Here is a 14418-nt window from a genome sequence, read left to right as displayed (position 1 = left end):
TCTAATATAAAGGATTCTGAATATATGGTTCTGCACCTTGAGGTAATGGTTCGTAGTACAATTTCTCAGGAAAAGTTCGCGTATTCTTTGGAGCATTGACTTTTTCAAAAATATACTTCATTTGACTTGGGTCTTTTCCCTCTTCCCAGACCAACCAAGGATATAAGGCATGAAATTGCGTATTATTCAATACTGAAGTGGCAGTTCGCCATCTTCTTAAATCCCATAAACGATGATTCTCAAACGCCAATTCTACCTTTCTTTCATGACGAATTTGCTCTAAATTGATGGAGGATTTAGGTGCAATCCCGGCGCGTTCTCTAATCTCATTTACATATTTAAGAGCATCAGTATTCAAGCCAAGTTCAAATGCTGCCTCAGCGTAATTCAATAAGATCTCACCATATCTAAATACAATATAAGGCGCAACAGATTCACCATCGTTTACTCGTTTGGTTGGATCCATAGATTTCTTTACATAAAAACCTGTTTTTGTTGGATCAGCTGTAGTTAAAGGTCCATCTTTACCAACAATTTTAAAATTTGAACCTGTTTCCGGATAACCTGTCGTTAAGTTTTCGGCAGTTACTTTTTGGCCATTTCTTACAATCCCTCTTCTAATTTCTAGCTCACCACCTTGCCAAGCTGAGAAAGGTAACATAATTGTAGCTAACAAACGTGGATCTTTATCTTTAAAGATATCGTATGGATTAGCATAGACAATAGGATTACCAGATTTATCATTATATTTCAGCTCTCCCGAACTACCATCTACATATTCATACTCCTCCACCATATCTAATGTCGGGCTTGTAGCACATCCATAGTCAACTTTAAAACTCTGTGGCGCATTAAAAAAATCATAGCTATGTCCTACCTCAGGTGTACGATAGACTTTATTAAAGATCACCTCACTATTATTTTCTTTCAGAAATAAATTCTGAAAATTAAGCGCTTTATCAATATCACCTTTATATAAAGAATATTGCTTTTCGTTAATAATTTCTTGAGAAGCTGCAAGTGAAGAGCGCCAATATGCCTCAGCTTTAGCCTTAGGAATACCCACTAATCCATCAATCTGAACCTGTCCATATTTAGCAATAGATGCTGCATATAGCATAGCTCTACTTTTTAATGCTAGGGCAGTGAACCGGTTGATTCTATTTTGATCTACAGCTATATTTGTGGTCGGTAGAATATCTTTGATATCCGTCAATTCTTTTTCAATAAAAGCATAAATATCATCTTCTTTGCTTCGAGGAACAAATAATCCTGCAACATCATCGCCGAAAGCATACTCTTGAGTTTTAGTCACTAGAGGCACACCACCATAACGTTTTACCAATTGAAAATAATGGAATGCTCTGATGTATCGTGCTTCAGCCAAAAATCTTGCTTTCAGATCATCGCTCACTTTTGATGTTGGTATTTTTTCAATGAAGCTATTAACTCTTCTAATTTTAGCATAATCCCAAGATCCAAACCAGTTTCCTAACACTGTACCATTGATAACTCCTGCTCCCCATGTATATGAACGGACAGCCTCATCCGTCACAGTAGAAAGATAACCTGCCTGCTCAGCAACTTCATAACTAAAGTCCTCTAATAACATGTCGTTGTAAAGCTTAACAGTTAAAGCTTCAATACCACTTTGAGATCCGTAAGCATCGTCCTCTATGATTAAATCACGAGGTCTTCTATCTAGAAAATCTTTTGAACATGATGTTCCTGCTGCCAACAAGATACTTAAGGCTATATAATTTAATTTGAATTTCATTTTTTCTATCCTATTTTATGTTAAAATCCGATATTTAATCCTGCGGTCCAGATACGCGGTTGCGGATAATAATTTCCTCTTCCTGATTCAGCTTCTGGATCAATATATTTGATTTTATCAAAAGTTAATACATTCTGTCCAGACACATAAACACGCAGGTTTCTGATCTTTAATTTATTAATCATCTCTTTATCAAATGAATATCCGAGTTCAAAGTTTTTTAAACGCAAGTATGATGCGTCTTTCAGCCAGAAAGATGACACACGCTTATTGTTATTAGTTCCAGAGCTAACCGTAGAAGGATATTTTCCTGGAATCCATTCACTATCAGGATTAAATTGATCTGCTCTATGCCAGCGATCTGCAAACATAGCGTAGGCAGATGCATTATTAAACAAAGGATTTTGTAATTCTTCGGTGAAATAAGCATTAAAATTACTAGCTCCCTGTAAAAGAAGTGATAAATCAAAGTTTTTATATCCTGCAGACATATTAAGTCCATAAAACAACTCTGGTGTAGTACCTCTACCGATCACCTGCTGATCCGCACCTGTAATAATACCGTCTCCATTTAAATCCTTATAACGAATATCTCCTGGTAAAAGAGTCTTATTTGCCTGATCATCTTGAATGGCGGCAACATTGATTTCTTCCTGATTCTGAAATTGACCATCTGCCACATAACCCCAATAAATATTTTTCCAACGATTAGAATTATTAGATCTCCAATTATCAACTAAGTTAGTCGATGGAGCTCTTTCCAGATATTCATTCTTTGATCTTGTCCAACTCATATTAGGGGAAATTGAATAATTAAAATCACCTATCCTATTTTTATGTGTCAGCATGATTTCGAATCCCTTATGACTATCACCATTCAAATTTTCCTGTGGTAAAACTGCACCAAATGAATTAGGGAGACTCAATAAGCGATTAGCCAATAAACCATCTCTTTTCCTGTAAAACACATCTATTTCGGCACCTAATAATCCTTTCCATAGGGATACATCTAAACCAATATTAGTGGTTTTAGAAGTGTACCACGTCAACAAATAATTCGGTAATCCTCGATCTACCAATCCAGGAATAGCGGAAGATCCAAAAATATAATTACCGTTAGGATAAGTAAACCCTGTCATATATTGAAAAGCAGCTATATCTTCATCATCTCCAACCTTACCATGTGACGCTCTAACTTTCAATAAATCAATGAAAGAAACATCTTTCAAAAAATTCTCTTCATTAATTTTCCAACCAATGGATGCATTTGGAAAAAAACCAAATCTGGAGCCATCCATTACTTTATAAGTACCATCGTATCTAAAAGCAAATTCAGCCAAATACTTTCCCTTATAATCGTAGTTGAATTTACCTACATATCCCAAGCGAGCACTTTCTGAAGAGGAGCCGTCATTTCTCTGATTTGCGGCAATTCCAGCAAATAACTCGTCCACACCATCAATTAAAAACTGTCTATATGCTGACAACGAATTTGTTGTACCTTCTTGTGCTTCAAACAAAAAGAGACCACTTACATTATGCGCATCTGCAAAGCGACGGTTATAATTCAATGAAAGCTGAAAAACGGTATTCACCTCATTAAGGTTGCTCACATTTAGATTACTGGGTGTATTTCCTGTGAAACCAACATTATAAGTTTTATTGTCAGCATTATAGCTATACAAATTATATTTACGATTGTAATTTTTAACGTCGGTTATTTTATTATTATACGCATAATAAGCTTTCGCATACAGCCCTTCTACTTTCGGAATATCATATCGCAATGAAAATATCCCATTAAATTCCTTTTCTGTTTGATCATTGTATCCTGTTTTATTACGGTCCATCAGCATCAAAGTGTTCTGAGAAGCATTATTCGGAATACCGGGATATTCAGGGTTGTCATTTGCGTAAAAAGAATATGTTGGATAGGTCCTATATAAGCCCGCCATCAGCAATGGAGTTGATGTACTTGGGTTATTTGTTTTACCCATACGTGCCATTAAATTTAACTCTGCAGTCAATCCATTTACGATTTTTGCTTCCACATTTCCTCTTACATTGTATCGCTTATAATTGGTAGCACCACTTTTCCAAAATCCATCCTGGTCAACTAATCCCAAATTCATAAAATATTTAACATCTTCTGTTCCACCACTCACATTTAAGTTGTGATAAGATTGTGGCGAATTCTTTTGAATAGCCTCATTGAACCAATCATATGATTTTAGAGTTCCATTCCGATATTGCTCAATCTGTTCTTTTGAAAAAGGTAAACTTAATGTCGAAGTTCTTCCGTTGATATGCCAAGTATTTGTGACAGCCTCATTGGACAATTCTGCATATAAGGCTGCATCACCCAGTTCAGGAAATTTATTGATGCGTTGAAAACCATAATAAGTTGAATAGTTAATGCTTGGTTTACCGATCTTTCCTTTTTTAGTTGTAATTAAAACTACTCCATTAGCCGCACGCACACCATATACCGACGCTGACGCATCTTTAATGACTGAAAATGTTTCTATTTCATTTGGGTCTAAATTACTCATTGAACTAGGTATTCCATCAACTATGACAAGTGCATTACCAAATCCGCGAATATCGATCCCACTTCCATCGGCCCCAGGTTGGCCACTACGCTGTACAGCTCTTAAACCGGGCAATCTACCTACAAGTGCATTTGTCACGTTAGCAACAGGAGATTTAGCTATATCTTCACCTTTTATTTGCGCTACAGCACCTGTTACAGTAGCTTTTTTTTGTGTACCATAACCAACAACAACAACTTCGTCCAAACTACCTATAGCAAGATCCATCGAAGTGTTAATGGTTTCTTTGCTTCCAACTGGAATTTCTTGCGATTTATAACCTACAAAACTAAATTGTAAGAAATCATTATTGCCTGTTGTACTGATTTCAAAAATACCCTTATCATTTGTCGTCGTTGAATAAGTCGGGTTAAGTTTTGATGTAACCGTCACACCAGCAATTGGCGATCCATTTTCATCTCTTACGGTACCACTTATTTTACGCGTCTGAAACTTTGGTTTGTTTTTAGTCGAAGCTACATTTTCATAGATAACAACACGATTTCCTTGTTCCGAAAATGCAAGACCAGTATTTTCTAAAATTTCAGCCAGCAATTCATCCGCAGTTCCCGAAAAATTTTGTTTAGGTCCAACAATTGTCTGCTTATTTACGCTCGAAGAGGAGTAAAAAAAATTAAACTTAGTTTGTTTTTGCAGATCGCTTAATACATTCTTTAATGATGTGTTAGCTTTTATTTCAAAATTGATCTTTGTCTCATTGAGCGTTTGTCCGGATGTGGTGCCCGAAGCAAAAATATTGACACTCAAAAGAGTCATAGACAAACATAAACCTGATTTCATGAGAAACAGTAAATTAGTTTTTAAAAATACCTGCCTACTAGACAACAGGTTATCCTTGAAAAAAATTCTATTTTTTTTCATTATATTGTGATGTTAAAAAATGAGTTGAAATTTTTTATCCTTAACTCTCAATCGTTACCAGCTTTTGAGAGTAATAGCCACTTCCCTAGGTAGTGGCTATTCTGTTATATCTTTAGAGGTAGAACTTCTTCATATTCATAATTTATTAATAGTTTTTAGATCTTTTTGGCACAACCATTCCCAGACAGAAGCACTTTTTTATCTTTCCATTTATAATTTCCTCCCGTCATTTTAGTGAGTATGTCCAGTACATTTTCCAAGGATTCAGTTCCATCAAACCGTCCTGTTATCAAGCAGTTCTTCAAGTCTTCATTTTCAAATTCAATCTTCGTCGAATACCTTCTGTTCAAACTTGTAACAAGTTTTCCAAAAGTGATATCAGAAAATTGCATATCTGTATTTACCCAAGAAGTCAGTTTACTTATCTCCACGTCCTTCAGAAGTACGTTTATGTGATCTTGTTTATATTGTAGCTGTTGATTAGGCAATAAAACTGCAAGTGTCTTTTCTTTATTATCATTTACTGCAACTTTACCTGTTGTTACTGATACAACAACATTTTTTTCTGCATATGCCTCAATATTAAAAGAAGTTCCCAATACTCGAGTTGTAATATCGCCGGCATGGACTAAGAACGGTTTCAGCTTATTATGGGACACCTCGAAAAAAGCTTCACCGGTTAAAAACACTTCTCTTTTCCCTTCGGTATATCTATATTTTATTTCAGCACCTGGACGTAAGATAACTTTGCTACTATCTGGGAGCAGTACATAGCGATTTTCAATATTATCAGCAGGAGCTAATACCGTATCTGTGATTTCGTTAGCATCATTGACAAAATAAATGACAAATGAACCTATTATTATACAAGCCGCGGCAACCAATCGAGATATACGACGAATACGATGTTTACGAATAATAGCTTGTTCTTTCCCGACATGAAGTTCCAGTTTAGTGAGAAGTCTTTGATTGACAAGTTCTTCTTCATTCGGTGTATCATGCTTCCAGAGGACGTCATGATCATTTTTATCACGATACCATTGATTAAGCTCCTGTATTTCTTCAGCAGAAGCAGTATCAGATAAAAATTTTTCAATTAAAGTATGTAATTTATTAGACTCCATGGCTATAATAGCGGTTATACTATATAGTCACTCGTCAACATGATTTACCCTTACTCAATATTAAAAAAATATTAAATAATAAATTACTACCAAAATATATAAAAGGATATAGCTATAGCCACACTTATTCCGATAGCTTTCAAGGAATGTTTTATTCTTCTTAAAGCTTTGGTTAAATGCGCTTCTACTGTCTTTTCGGCGATGTTCATAGTGGTCGCTATTTCCGGAATGGTTTTTCCTTGCTCTCTGCTATAAGTAAATACAAGTCGACAACGATCTGGCAATTCTTCAACAACTCCCTTAATATATTGTCTCAAAAAAATCGTATAAATCTTCTCTTCTTCATAATCTTGAGACTGATGGTTCATTACAAAAAACTGGCCTACTTCATCTTTTCTATTTTTCTTCTGAATCATGCTGAAAACTGAATACTTAACAGCTGTAGCTAAGTAATTGGGTAATTGTCCAATTGCAATATCATTTCTTTTGTCCCATAATTTGATAAATACAGTCTGTACTACTTCCTCGGCATCATCTTTATCTCGAATGTGGTTATATGCAATGGCAAGTAGTTTTTTCCAATAGCGTCTATAGATTTCAGTTATTGCCCTCGCATCACTCATTTGAAGACGAGCAATCAATTGATCATCGTTTAAACTCTCAAATTCCATTATTAAAGTATTTATCACAAAATAAGTTTCGTACGACCCAATCTTTAGCAAATAAGTAGAAACATCGTTCTATATTATAGAACATTTAAAAGGTAGCAATGTAATGATTATTATGTCGTACTTTTCAGTTTGGGAAAATACGACTATAAATTCATTATTTATGAGAAATTCACAATGTATTCAAAAAACTCATAAGTGTAAATATATAAAAAAATAGAAATAGAGCAAACTCTTCAATTTCTTAAGTAGAAGAAGATATAGTCGACAATATATTCTTAAATAAGTTTTTTTAACATCGATTAAAAAAAATAAGCCCTCTCTATATTGGAAGGCTTATTGCAAAAATACTACTCCTTTTTTCGGATCATTCCCAGTAATTTACTCGTCATAAAACTAACAACCGTTCCTACCACGGCCATCAAAGCTGTTTGTAACAAATCATTGAAGGTAAGGCTTAGCCATAAGGAACAAAGTGTCCCACCTAAAGCACCAAAGCGGATATCATTCAATTTCATCAGGCACCTCCTTTTCTTTATGTAACACAATCTGCTCTGGTGGCGGTGATTCATCCTCTGCTTTTTTATCTTTATCATCCAGTACCGTCTCCACTACACCAATTCCAAAAGCAATGTACTTGATAATATTTAAAGCTTTTCCCGGTAATTTAATCGGCGCCAGCAGTACAACTTGGAGTGCGCGGCCTATCTTTTGAATTATTTTTTTCATTTTGTTTATTGTTAAAAGGTTAGATGGTGAGAAAGTTATGAGGTTAGAAGGATAGTAACGGAGAAGTGAACAAGTAACATAGTAACCAAGTCTGCATTACTGCGTTATTTCTCCACTAATTACTCCGTCACTGGTCGCTTTCCAAAAGCCGCAGGCTTATCCAATAGGCCTAGTATTCTGACTGCGTAATTTCAACGATTAAGAGGCGTTAAAAATGAATTTCTGTTTGAGTGAAACGAGTTTAAATTCATTTAGCCTATTCAAGGTGAAATAGCATTAAGGAATACAGCCTTGACTTTTGTCAAACTTTGTGTCAAGACAAAGTTTGTCGCCCTGTGCCGGCGAAAGAGGCACAATATTAATCCCCACCTCCTCCCTCACCATTAACTCCGCCAGCAAAGAATAAAGTTTCTTGTATGCCGTAACCGACTGCACCAATCGATAATCCCCTTTTTCGAACACATATTGAGTACCGACCAATAAACAACCAGCCGTTTCCTTGTGTGTATTACCGATGTGGATATAGACATAGCTAAAGCCTGGAATATCTTTGATCTCGATCATGCCGCGATGCATCTTAGGATACCGGTCATAATAGTTACCATTCATACCCCCATTTCGGTTAAAGCCCAAACGATAAATTCCAAGTGGAATACAGGTACTCCCCAGTATCTTCTTTTCGCGCGGAATATCTTCCAGACCATAGCATACAAACTGATTGTCGAGATAGATTTCAGACAGGGTACTATTATTCCCCTGCCTGATTCGGATGACTTTTAATCCAGATTTCATTGCTCTATACCTTAGCTCAAAATAAATTCACCCAGGTATTGGCTACTGGACGTGATCAAACCATCACGATGAATATTGAATATCCAGCCAACTATAGTTTTCCCCGTATAACTATCCGGCAAAGTAATTTCCATAGTTGCATCAATCCTGGTCATTCCTTCATAAGCAAAAAACAGATTATCCGCTGGATCGTATAAGACCACAAAGACTTGATCATCATCAAATGCATTAAATCGATTACCTATGGGATCCCAATTCACATTCAACACTTTGGGAAACGACTCTAAAACATCCAATCCCATCAATGTTGCTAAACTTCCGCTTGCTATCTGTACAGCGGCATAGTCAATCGTATAATTAGGATAAGTACCTAAGATTGCATTTTTAATAAAGTGCTGAAAAGCCACATTATATCCAGTTTTCCCTTTCTGCTTACTGTCGGAATAGCCAAGCATCAGCACATCCTTAATCGATTTGAGAAAACTGGTCGTCATTCCAAATTTAATCCGCTGTGCCATTTGACCCTCACTGGCTGTTTTTGAACTGCGTTTTGGAAGCGAGCGAACATAGTCTATACCTCGCCAGGACGAACCTACGACACTGCCCACTTTACCCTGGTACGATCCGTGTATTCCTTTAATAAATCTTGCCATAATATTAATTTTTAAACTGTTAAACCATATTTGTGGCGCTGCAGACAACCACGGATATCGATATCATACAGCTAAAGTAAAGACAGCCTGTAGCGAAAGACGAGTAATGGCGCCATTTGACGCCATTTGACTGGTAATGCCGATTTTGGCGACATACAAATGGAAGAATTGAATATCTTTAGTTCAGATTTTTAAAGTAAAGCTATTGACTAAACAGTGACCAGGTGGCGTATTTCAAAACAGCTGGCTAGCTTAAATACAGAAGTTTTTTCGGTCAAAAGCGGCCTATTGCAAGCAACTATAAGTGCTGCCTAGCAAGCAAGAACATAAAAAGTGGCTATTAAAGAGCAGAGAAACAGCATTAAATAAGCAGGGAAATAGCAAACCAAGAGCAAACCAATAGCAAGCCAATACCCTATCAGTTCCAAAGAAAAGGCAAACAAACAGCAAAGAATAACCAATAAAGCATGCAACAATAAGGAATAAAACACCAATAAAAAGGCAAGCAAACAGCAATAAAACAGTAAAGAATAAGCAAGCAAAGGGCAGAAAAAAGCAACGAAATGTTAAATAAAAAAGGCCAACCCCGTTCCGAATCGACCTTTCATTTCCAACAGCTAGATCAGCCCCCTATTTACACTACGCTTGATTGCTTCCCGCAGATCCTCTTCCCGATAGTAGTGCTTATTGCCCAGCACAATAGGAGTCAAAATCCCTGCTTTCACCCAGCGGTTATAGGTTCTTTCAGAAATCCCTAACCGCGACACAACCATCATCCGTGTCATTAATAGATCAACTTCCAAGATCTGTTTCTCACTTTCATCCGGAAATATTCTCCGGAAGATCTTAAACATTTTTTCGTTGATTTCCTTCAACATAATTACAATTTCATTCAATTGCGACATAAAAAAATTCATTTGCCGATACCATGAAATGCGGGCAGCCCTACCCCATTTTACTTATTGTTTTGTTTATAAATCTCACATTGATGCTTAAAATTAGCTTTAAAATCTGCTGTCATTGACAACGGATCAATATTTCTAGGTTTGCACAGATAGAATTCATTCGTGCGCACTAGATCCACCTTTGCCAAGTGAACTAAGGTATTGTTGCGTGGCCGTGCAAAAGAATGGGCAGGTAATCTGGATTGAAAACTATTCAGGTGTTCATTAAACTGATACTGCTCCGACTCCAGATAAACAGTCAATGTGTTGTTATCAATAATCGCATAGTAAATATCTGCCAAAGGCAGTTCGATCACTTTTCCTTCCAAATTGGTCATCAGCAAATGCTTTATATCACGACTCTGATTCTCCAGTTTTCGGTCCACGCGCTCAACCAGTTCTTCCATCTTCACTTGAAGCGCATTAAAACTAATCTTTTTACTAAAATAAGCACATATTGATGTATCCTCGGCTTCAAATACATACTCAGGATGAGCCGAACAAGCAGCCATCACAGGCGGATTGGCGATCATCATGGACAATTTTATTCCGCTGATGTCACCCGAGCCAAGTTCCATATCCAATAATAAGATATCCACCTCATTTTCTTTCAGATATTGTATTGCATCTACCGCATTGGTGATGACTTCAATATCTTTATTGATGAATGGTATATCATCGAGTAACATTTTTAAGTAGACAAGTGTTTCCGGTTTATCATCTACAATCAGAAGCTTATAACTTAGCTTTTTCATCAGGTTGTAGTTTTAATCGCAAACGAACAAGGAAGGTATTTTCAGTACGTTTGATAGCAATAGCTGTCTCCGTATCCATCTGCCCAAGTTTATACCGCAACATTTCAAATCCTGTTTCAGGTTCAAGTCTTTCATCTTTCGGGGACCAATAATTCTGGCAGGTAAGTACAATTTCATCATGATTACCATCCAATCTAAATTCGATAGGCTGATCCGTTGAAATATGAGCATGCTTGAGGCAGTTTTCCAATGGAAAAAATAATATTCCAGCAGGAATAGCAGGATAAAGACGATCATGTAGCGTTTCGGTATATAAAATCGCTTTCTCTCCATAATGCCTGCTCAATAGTCGGATAAAACAATGTAACTGATCCATTTCTTCAGCCCAGCTTTTCCGATCACCTGGTCTTTCCACTTCCAGCAGATAAGCCAAAAATTGAACAATATCCCGTTTTGTAGTCTTATCTTTTGGGACATCATTGAGTAGCATCTCTCCAAATTTTGTCAAAAATATCGAGGTCAAAAAATGTGATGTATACTGAAACCCCACAACCCTATCTCTATAAATGCGGAGGTCTTGATCAAGCTTCTTTTTTTCTTTTTTAACAGTAAAATACCGGTTTCCTATTGCGACAATCATGGCCAAGAGATTGGCTATTAAATAACCGCTCACAATCCTGAAATAAAACTTAGGCATATTTTCTGGAAGGGAATCATCAAAAAAAATAATCCCGACCAAGGGTAACACATCATGGATCAATATCTGGACAATAGGTATCACGGTGATGAAAAGGATCAAATAGCAAATCACACTTATAACCCTCTGTTTACGAGCTCCGCCCCAAAACCGTAAGATTAAGTTCGAAATCATATAGCTATAACCAAAATATAAACCAGCAGCAATGATGATCTGGACAAATGGAATATCTTCACCACTCCATAAGAGATTAGCTACCCACAAAGCAGTCAACATTAATGCAAATATGAACAGATGACTATACAGGATAAAGGCGGTAGTTTTCATCATAAATTAAAATTTCAAAAACTTAAATTTACTTATAAAAAATAATTATCTCCGCGAATAACAAAAATATTTCCTGTAAAAAACTCCTTTTTCACCTGCCAATTGAATATGAATAATCCCTGCATCAGCATTTTGCTCCCCAATTTCTTTGATCGTAGGCACCGCAATACTGTAACAGTTCATTTCGTGCAAATAGCTCCAGCACTCCCAATTCCAGGGAGACCTACTGATCTCAATAGCCAAAAAATCATATACCTGTTGCATACAGCGAGTGATGTAGCAGTCACGATTTTCATAAGGTTGCACACAAATCCGATTTCCTGCAACCACGCTATAGTAATCATCATTTATAAAAACATGAGTTATCGGGATCACGGGTATTTGCAATAAAAAACTGAGCAATGCTATACCTTTGCGAACATAAATATCTGCAGCCAAAAAATCAATTCTTACCTTTTTATTCAAAGACTCCGAAGTTCCACTGTTGCCATCTGCAAATACCAGCAGATGCTTTCCCTTTTTGATCGCTGTACGTGCTTTCAGCAAAACCTGCGGATCGTCACTCATTAAAAAACGATATTCGCGTTCATTACGATTCAGCTCTGTTTGCAGCTGGATCAATGGCGTTTGCTGCTTCTCAAAAACATGCCTGTCCATCAGTATATCAAAGCAGAACCCCTGTTCTGCTAATACACGTGGTATCTGCGCATGCATCCCCAGGTGGTACAGACAGATGATATGCGGGGTATCTACATCCCATTCCTGTATAAAAGAGCGTTCCCACTGACAAGTGCTGGCCATCGGTTTGGGGATATGCACAGATTTCCATTTTTCGTATACCATCAGATGGTCCTCCCATTTTAGTGCGGGCAAATAACGGTGCAGATGGGCAGAAAAAAGTGCATACGCCCAGCTATGGTTATGTTCAATAATCATGTATTTGATCTATAAAAATCGGTAAAATAGGGAGGAGTGTATACTGCTATACCCTCTCCTCCCATATGGGTATAAGGCTGCTTAGATTAGAATGTTAAGATGGGACACCGGTCCCCGCTCGCAGCTTCTTCAGTTATAAAAGGCAATAACTCGTTCCATTGTAAGAGTGCCTGCCCTTCAAGCACATCATCCACATTCATTAAAACCTGTTCTTTCAATACATTCATTTCAAAGTATCTTATTGTTTTACATATGGTCTGCCACAAAGTTGTACAGGCTCTATTTTAGACGATTAATAACTCCATATCGGATCCAATGGGAGCAAATATGGATATTGAAAAATAAGGCCCCTCAAATAAAGGTACATTCACGGGAAAACCCGAGTTGCAACACCATCATCGTCCTTAAAACCGAATTGCAACGAAAAAGGGCGAGTTGCAATCTGAAAGCACGGAGTTACAGCCAAAATCGGTCGATGTACAATTTTATTTGGTTATCCCTGAATAAACTTCCTAAACTCATCTTTTAACCAACGCTATAACCAAGATGAAAAGACCCTATAACTTCACTTTAAATGGAGATTTTAAATCCGTAGAAGCACCTCACAGGCAACTTAGTTACCCCATACGCAATGCGCAAGAAAAAAATTGGTGGTCCCCTTCCAACCAAATCAGCGAACAAGTATTTGACGGCCGCTTTGCATACCTCTACTACTACGAGTACTGGATCAGCGAAGCAATGGATATACCCATTGACATCAGCATGCACGATCTGCACCTGATCTACCCCCTCTTGAGTGAACAAAGTATCTATGGCAAAAGGTCAGATGTGGATTTTACATTTGAGCTCACTCCAGGTAGAGGCGCTTATTTTTATTTAGCTAAGGGTACCTACAACCTTCATCTTCCCGTTGGCCATCACATTCTGGTAGGTATTATTCTAGATGCAGGCATGTTTAGGCCGCCGGCCATTCGTCATTTTGACTTCATCAGCCATCTGGTACGAGCCAAAAAAGAACACGCATTTCATACAGACAAGAGTGTTGATTTCAGGGTAGGTATTACCACACTCAAATATTTGCGGATTCTATTTAGCAGACTGAATCCCAACACCCTTAACAACGAGTATATTCTACTCAAACACTTGATCTTTCTGGTCGAATTAAGCAGATTTAAACTACTCCATGGCACAGCACAGGATCTGGTGGATCAGGCCCGACAGTTGCTCGACATCATGATCGTGCAGCAAGGAGCGCAGACGCATCTCCAAGAAATCGCGCTCATATTGCAAACCGCCCCAGAGTACCTGAGCCGAGAACATCAAAAGAAATACCATCAGACACTATACAGCTACCGACACGAATTACTGCTCAACTTGATCGAGCAGGTCATTGTCGAAAACGACAAATTGATTGCTACGGCGGAGCAAACCGGATTTAGCGGACCCAACGAGATGAACAGATTTATTCGACATCACACCGGTCTTACCGCATCACTATTTAAAAAACAAGCTGAACAAAAACTAAAGCCCTAAACTAGCTCAT

Annotated in this window: 14 protein-coding genes; 1 reads left to right on the top strand and 13 read right to left on the bottom strand. The window is 37.4% G+C overall.

What is annotated here, in order from left to right:
• Position 1: 1 nt before the first annotated feature.
• From JAZ75_RS13490 to JAZ75_RS13430, 13 genes are all read right to left on the bottom strand, one after another.
• Positions 2-1777, bottom strand: a complete 1776-nt coding sequence (locus JAZ75_RS13490; RefSeq protein WP_208696029.1) for a RagB/SusD family nutrient uptake outer membrane protein — start codon at positions 1775-1777, stop codon at positions 2-4.
• A gap of 20 nt (positions 1778-1797) precedes the next feature.
• Complete coding sequence (locus JAZ75_RS13485; RefSeq protein ID WP_208696027.1) at positions 1798-5169, bottom strand: SusC/RagA family TonB-linked outer membrane protein; 3372 nt, start codon at positions 5167-5169, stop codon at positions 1798-1800.
• A 236-nt stretch (positions 5170-5405) separates the two neighbouring features.
• The gene (locus JAZ75_RS13480; protein WP_208696019.1) at positions 5406-6374 is read right to left on the bottom strand and encodes a FecR family protein; all 969 of its coding nucleotides are present in this window, start codon (positions 6372-6374) and stop codon (positions 5406-5408) included.
• 86 nt (positions 6375-6460) lie between these two features.
• Positions 6461-7045, bottom strand: a complete 585-nt coding sequence (locus tag JAZ75_RS13475) for an RNA polymerase sigma-70 factor (RefSeq protein ID WP_132845143.1) — start codon at positions 7043-7045, stop codon at positions 6461-6463.
• 347 nt (positions 7046-7392) lie between these two features.
• Complete coding sequence (locus tag JAZ75_RS13470) at positions 7393-7560, bottom strand: hypothetical protein (protein ID WP_165902495.1); 168 nt, start codon at positions 7558-7560, stop codon at positions 7393-7395.
• Entirely contained in the window at positions 7547-7771 is a 225-nt protein-coding gene (locus JAZ75_RS13465; protein WP_208696017.1) for a hypothetical protein, read from the bottom strand. The genes JAZ75_RS13470 and JAZ75_RS13465 overlap by 14 nt, the downstream gene beginning before the upstream one ends.
• Positions 7772-8047: 276 nt before the next feature.
• Positions 8048-8563, bottom strand: coding sequence for a DUF5675 family protein (locus JAZ75_RS13460; RefSeq protein WP_208696015.1), 516 nt, complete (start codon positions 8561-8563; stop codon positions 8048-8050).
• An 11-nt stretch (positions 8564-8574) separates the two neighbouring features.
• The gene (locus JAZ75_RS13455; RefSeq protein WP_208696013.1) at positions 8575-9216 is read right to left on the bottom strand and encodes a DUF6266 family protein; all 642 of its coding nucleotides are present in this window, start codon (positions 9214-9216) and stop codon (positions 8575-8577) included.
• Positions 9217-9833: 617 nt separating this feature from the next.
• Positions 9834-10121: a helix-turn-helix domain-containing protein gene (locus JAZ75_RS13450; protein ID WP_208696011.1), complete on the bottom strand. Its 288-nt coding sequence runs from the start codon at positions 10119-10121 to the stop codon at positions 9834-9836.
• A gap of 50 nt (positions 10122-10171) precedes the next feature.
• Positions 10172-10915: a LytR/AlgR family response regulator transcription factor gene (locus JAZ75_RS13445; RefSeq protein ID WP_208696005.1), complete on the bottom strand. Its 744-nt coding sequence runs from the start codon at positions 10913-10915 to the stop codon at positions 10172-10174.
• Entirely contained in the window at positions 10896-11942 is a 1047-nt protein-coding gene (locus tag JAZ75_RS13440) for a hypothetical protein (protein ID WP_208696003.1), read from the bottom strand. Before JAZ75_RS13440 ends, JAZ75_RS13445 begins: the two co-directional genes overlap by 20 nt.
• Positions 11943-11984: 42 nt before the next feature.
• Complete coding sequence (locus JAZ75_RS13435) at positions 11985-12875, bottom strand: hypothetical protein (RefSeq protein ID WP_208696001.1); 891 nt, start codon at positions 12873-12875, stop codon at positions 11985-11987.
• A gap of 86 nt (positions 12876-12961) precedes the next feature.
• Positions 12962-13102: a hypothetical protein gene (locus tag JAZ75_RS13430; protein WP_208695999.1), complete on the bottom strand. Its 141-nt coding sequence runs from the start codon at positions 13100-13102 to the stop codon at positions 12962-12964.
• A gap of 319 nt (positions 13103-13421) precedes the next feature.
• On the opposite strand from JAZ75_RS13430, the gene JAZ75_RS13425 reads away from it, so the two are divergent.
• Entirely contained in the window at positions 13422-14408 is a 987-nt protein-coding gene (locus JAZ75_RS13425) for a helix-turn-helix domain-containing protein (RefSeq protein WP_208695997.1), read from the top strand.
• Positions 14409-14418 lie beyond the last annotated feature (10 nt).

Origin of the sequence: Sphingobacterium sp. UDSM-2020, from assembly GCF_016132525.1 — a bacterium.
GTDB classification, from domain to species: domain Bacteria; phylum Bacteroidota; class Bacteroidia; order Sphingobacteriales; family Sphingobacteriaceae; genus Sphingobacterium; species Sphingobacterium anhuiense.
This window is presented reverse-complemented; position numbering and strand designations above follow the sequence as displayed.

Excerpts from the sequence above, each read along its gene's own strand:
- JAZ75_RS13485 (WP_208696027.1), bottom strand. The coding sequence starts at position 5,169 with ATGAAATCAGGTTTATGTTTGTCTATGACTCTTTTGAGTGTCAATATT.
- JAZ75_RS13480 (WP_208696019.1), bottom strand. The coding sequence starts at position 6,374 with ATGGAGTCTAATAAATTACATACTTTAATTGAAAAATTTTTATCTGAT.
- JAZ75_RS13470 (WP_165902495.1), bottom strand. The coding sequence starts at position 7,560 with ATGAAATTGAATGATATCCGCTTTGGTGCTTTAGGTGGGACACTTTGT.
- JAZ75_RS13455 (WP_208696013.1), bottom strand. The coding sequence starts at position 9,216 with ATGGCAAGATTTATTAAAGGAATACACGGATCGTACCAGGGTAAAGTG.
- JAZ75_RS13450 (WP_208696011.1), bottom strand. The coding sequence starts at position 10,121 with ATGTCGCAATTGAATGAAATTGTAATTATGTTGAAGGAAATCAACGAA.
- JAZ75_RS13445 (WP_208696005.1), bottom strand. The coding sequence starts at position 10,915 with ATGAAAAAGCTAAGTTATAAGCTTCTGATTGTAGATGATAAACCGGAA.
- JAZ75_RS13475 (WP_132845143.1), bottom strand. The coding sequence starts at position 7,045 with ATGGAATTTGAGAGTTTAAACGATGATCAATTGATTGCTCGTCTTCAA.
- JAZ75_RS13465 (WP_208696017.1), bottom strand. The coding sequence starts at position 7,771 with ATGAAAAAAATAATTCAAAAGATAGGCCGCGCACTCCAAGTTGTACTG.
- JAZ75_RS13460 (WP_208696015.1), bottom strand. The coding sequence starts at position 8,563 with ATGAAATCTGGATTAAAAGTCATCCGAATCAGGCAGGGGAATAATAGT.
- JAZ75_RS13430 (WP_208695999.1), bottom strand. The coding sequence starts at position 13,102 with ATGAATGTATTGAAAGAACAGGTTTTAATGAATGTGGATGATGTGCTT.
- JAZ75_RS13440 (WP_208696003.1), bottom strand. The coding sequence starts at position 11,942 with ATGATGAAAACTACCGCCTTTATCCTGTATAGTCATCTGTTCATATTT.
- JAZ75_RS13435 (WP_208696001.1), bottom strand. The coding sequence starts at position 12,875 with ATGATTATTGAACATAACCATAGCTGGGCGTATGCACTTTTTTCTGCC.
- JAZ75_RS13425 (WP_208695997.1), top strand. The coding sequence starts at position 13,422 with ATGAAAAGACCCTATAACTTCACTTTAAATGGAGATTTTAAATCCGTA.
- JAZ75_RS13490 (WP_208696029.1), bottom strand. The coding sequence starts at position 1,777 with ATGAAATTCAAATTAAATTATATAGCCTTAAGTATCTTGTTGGCAGCA.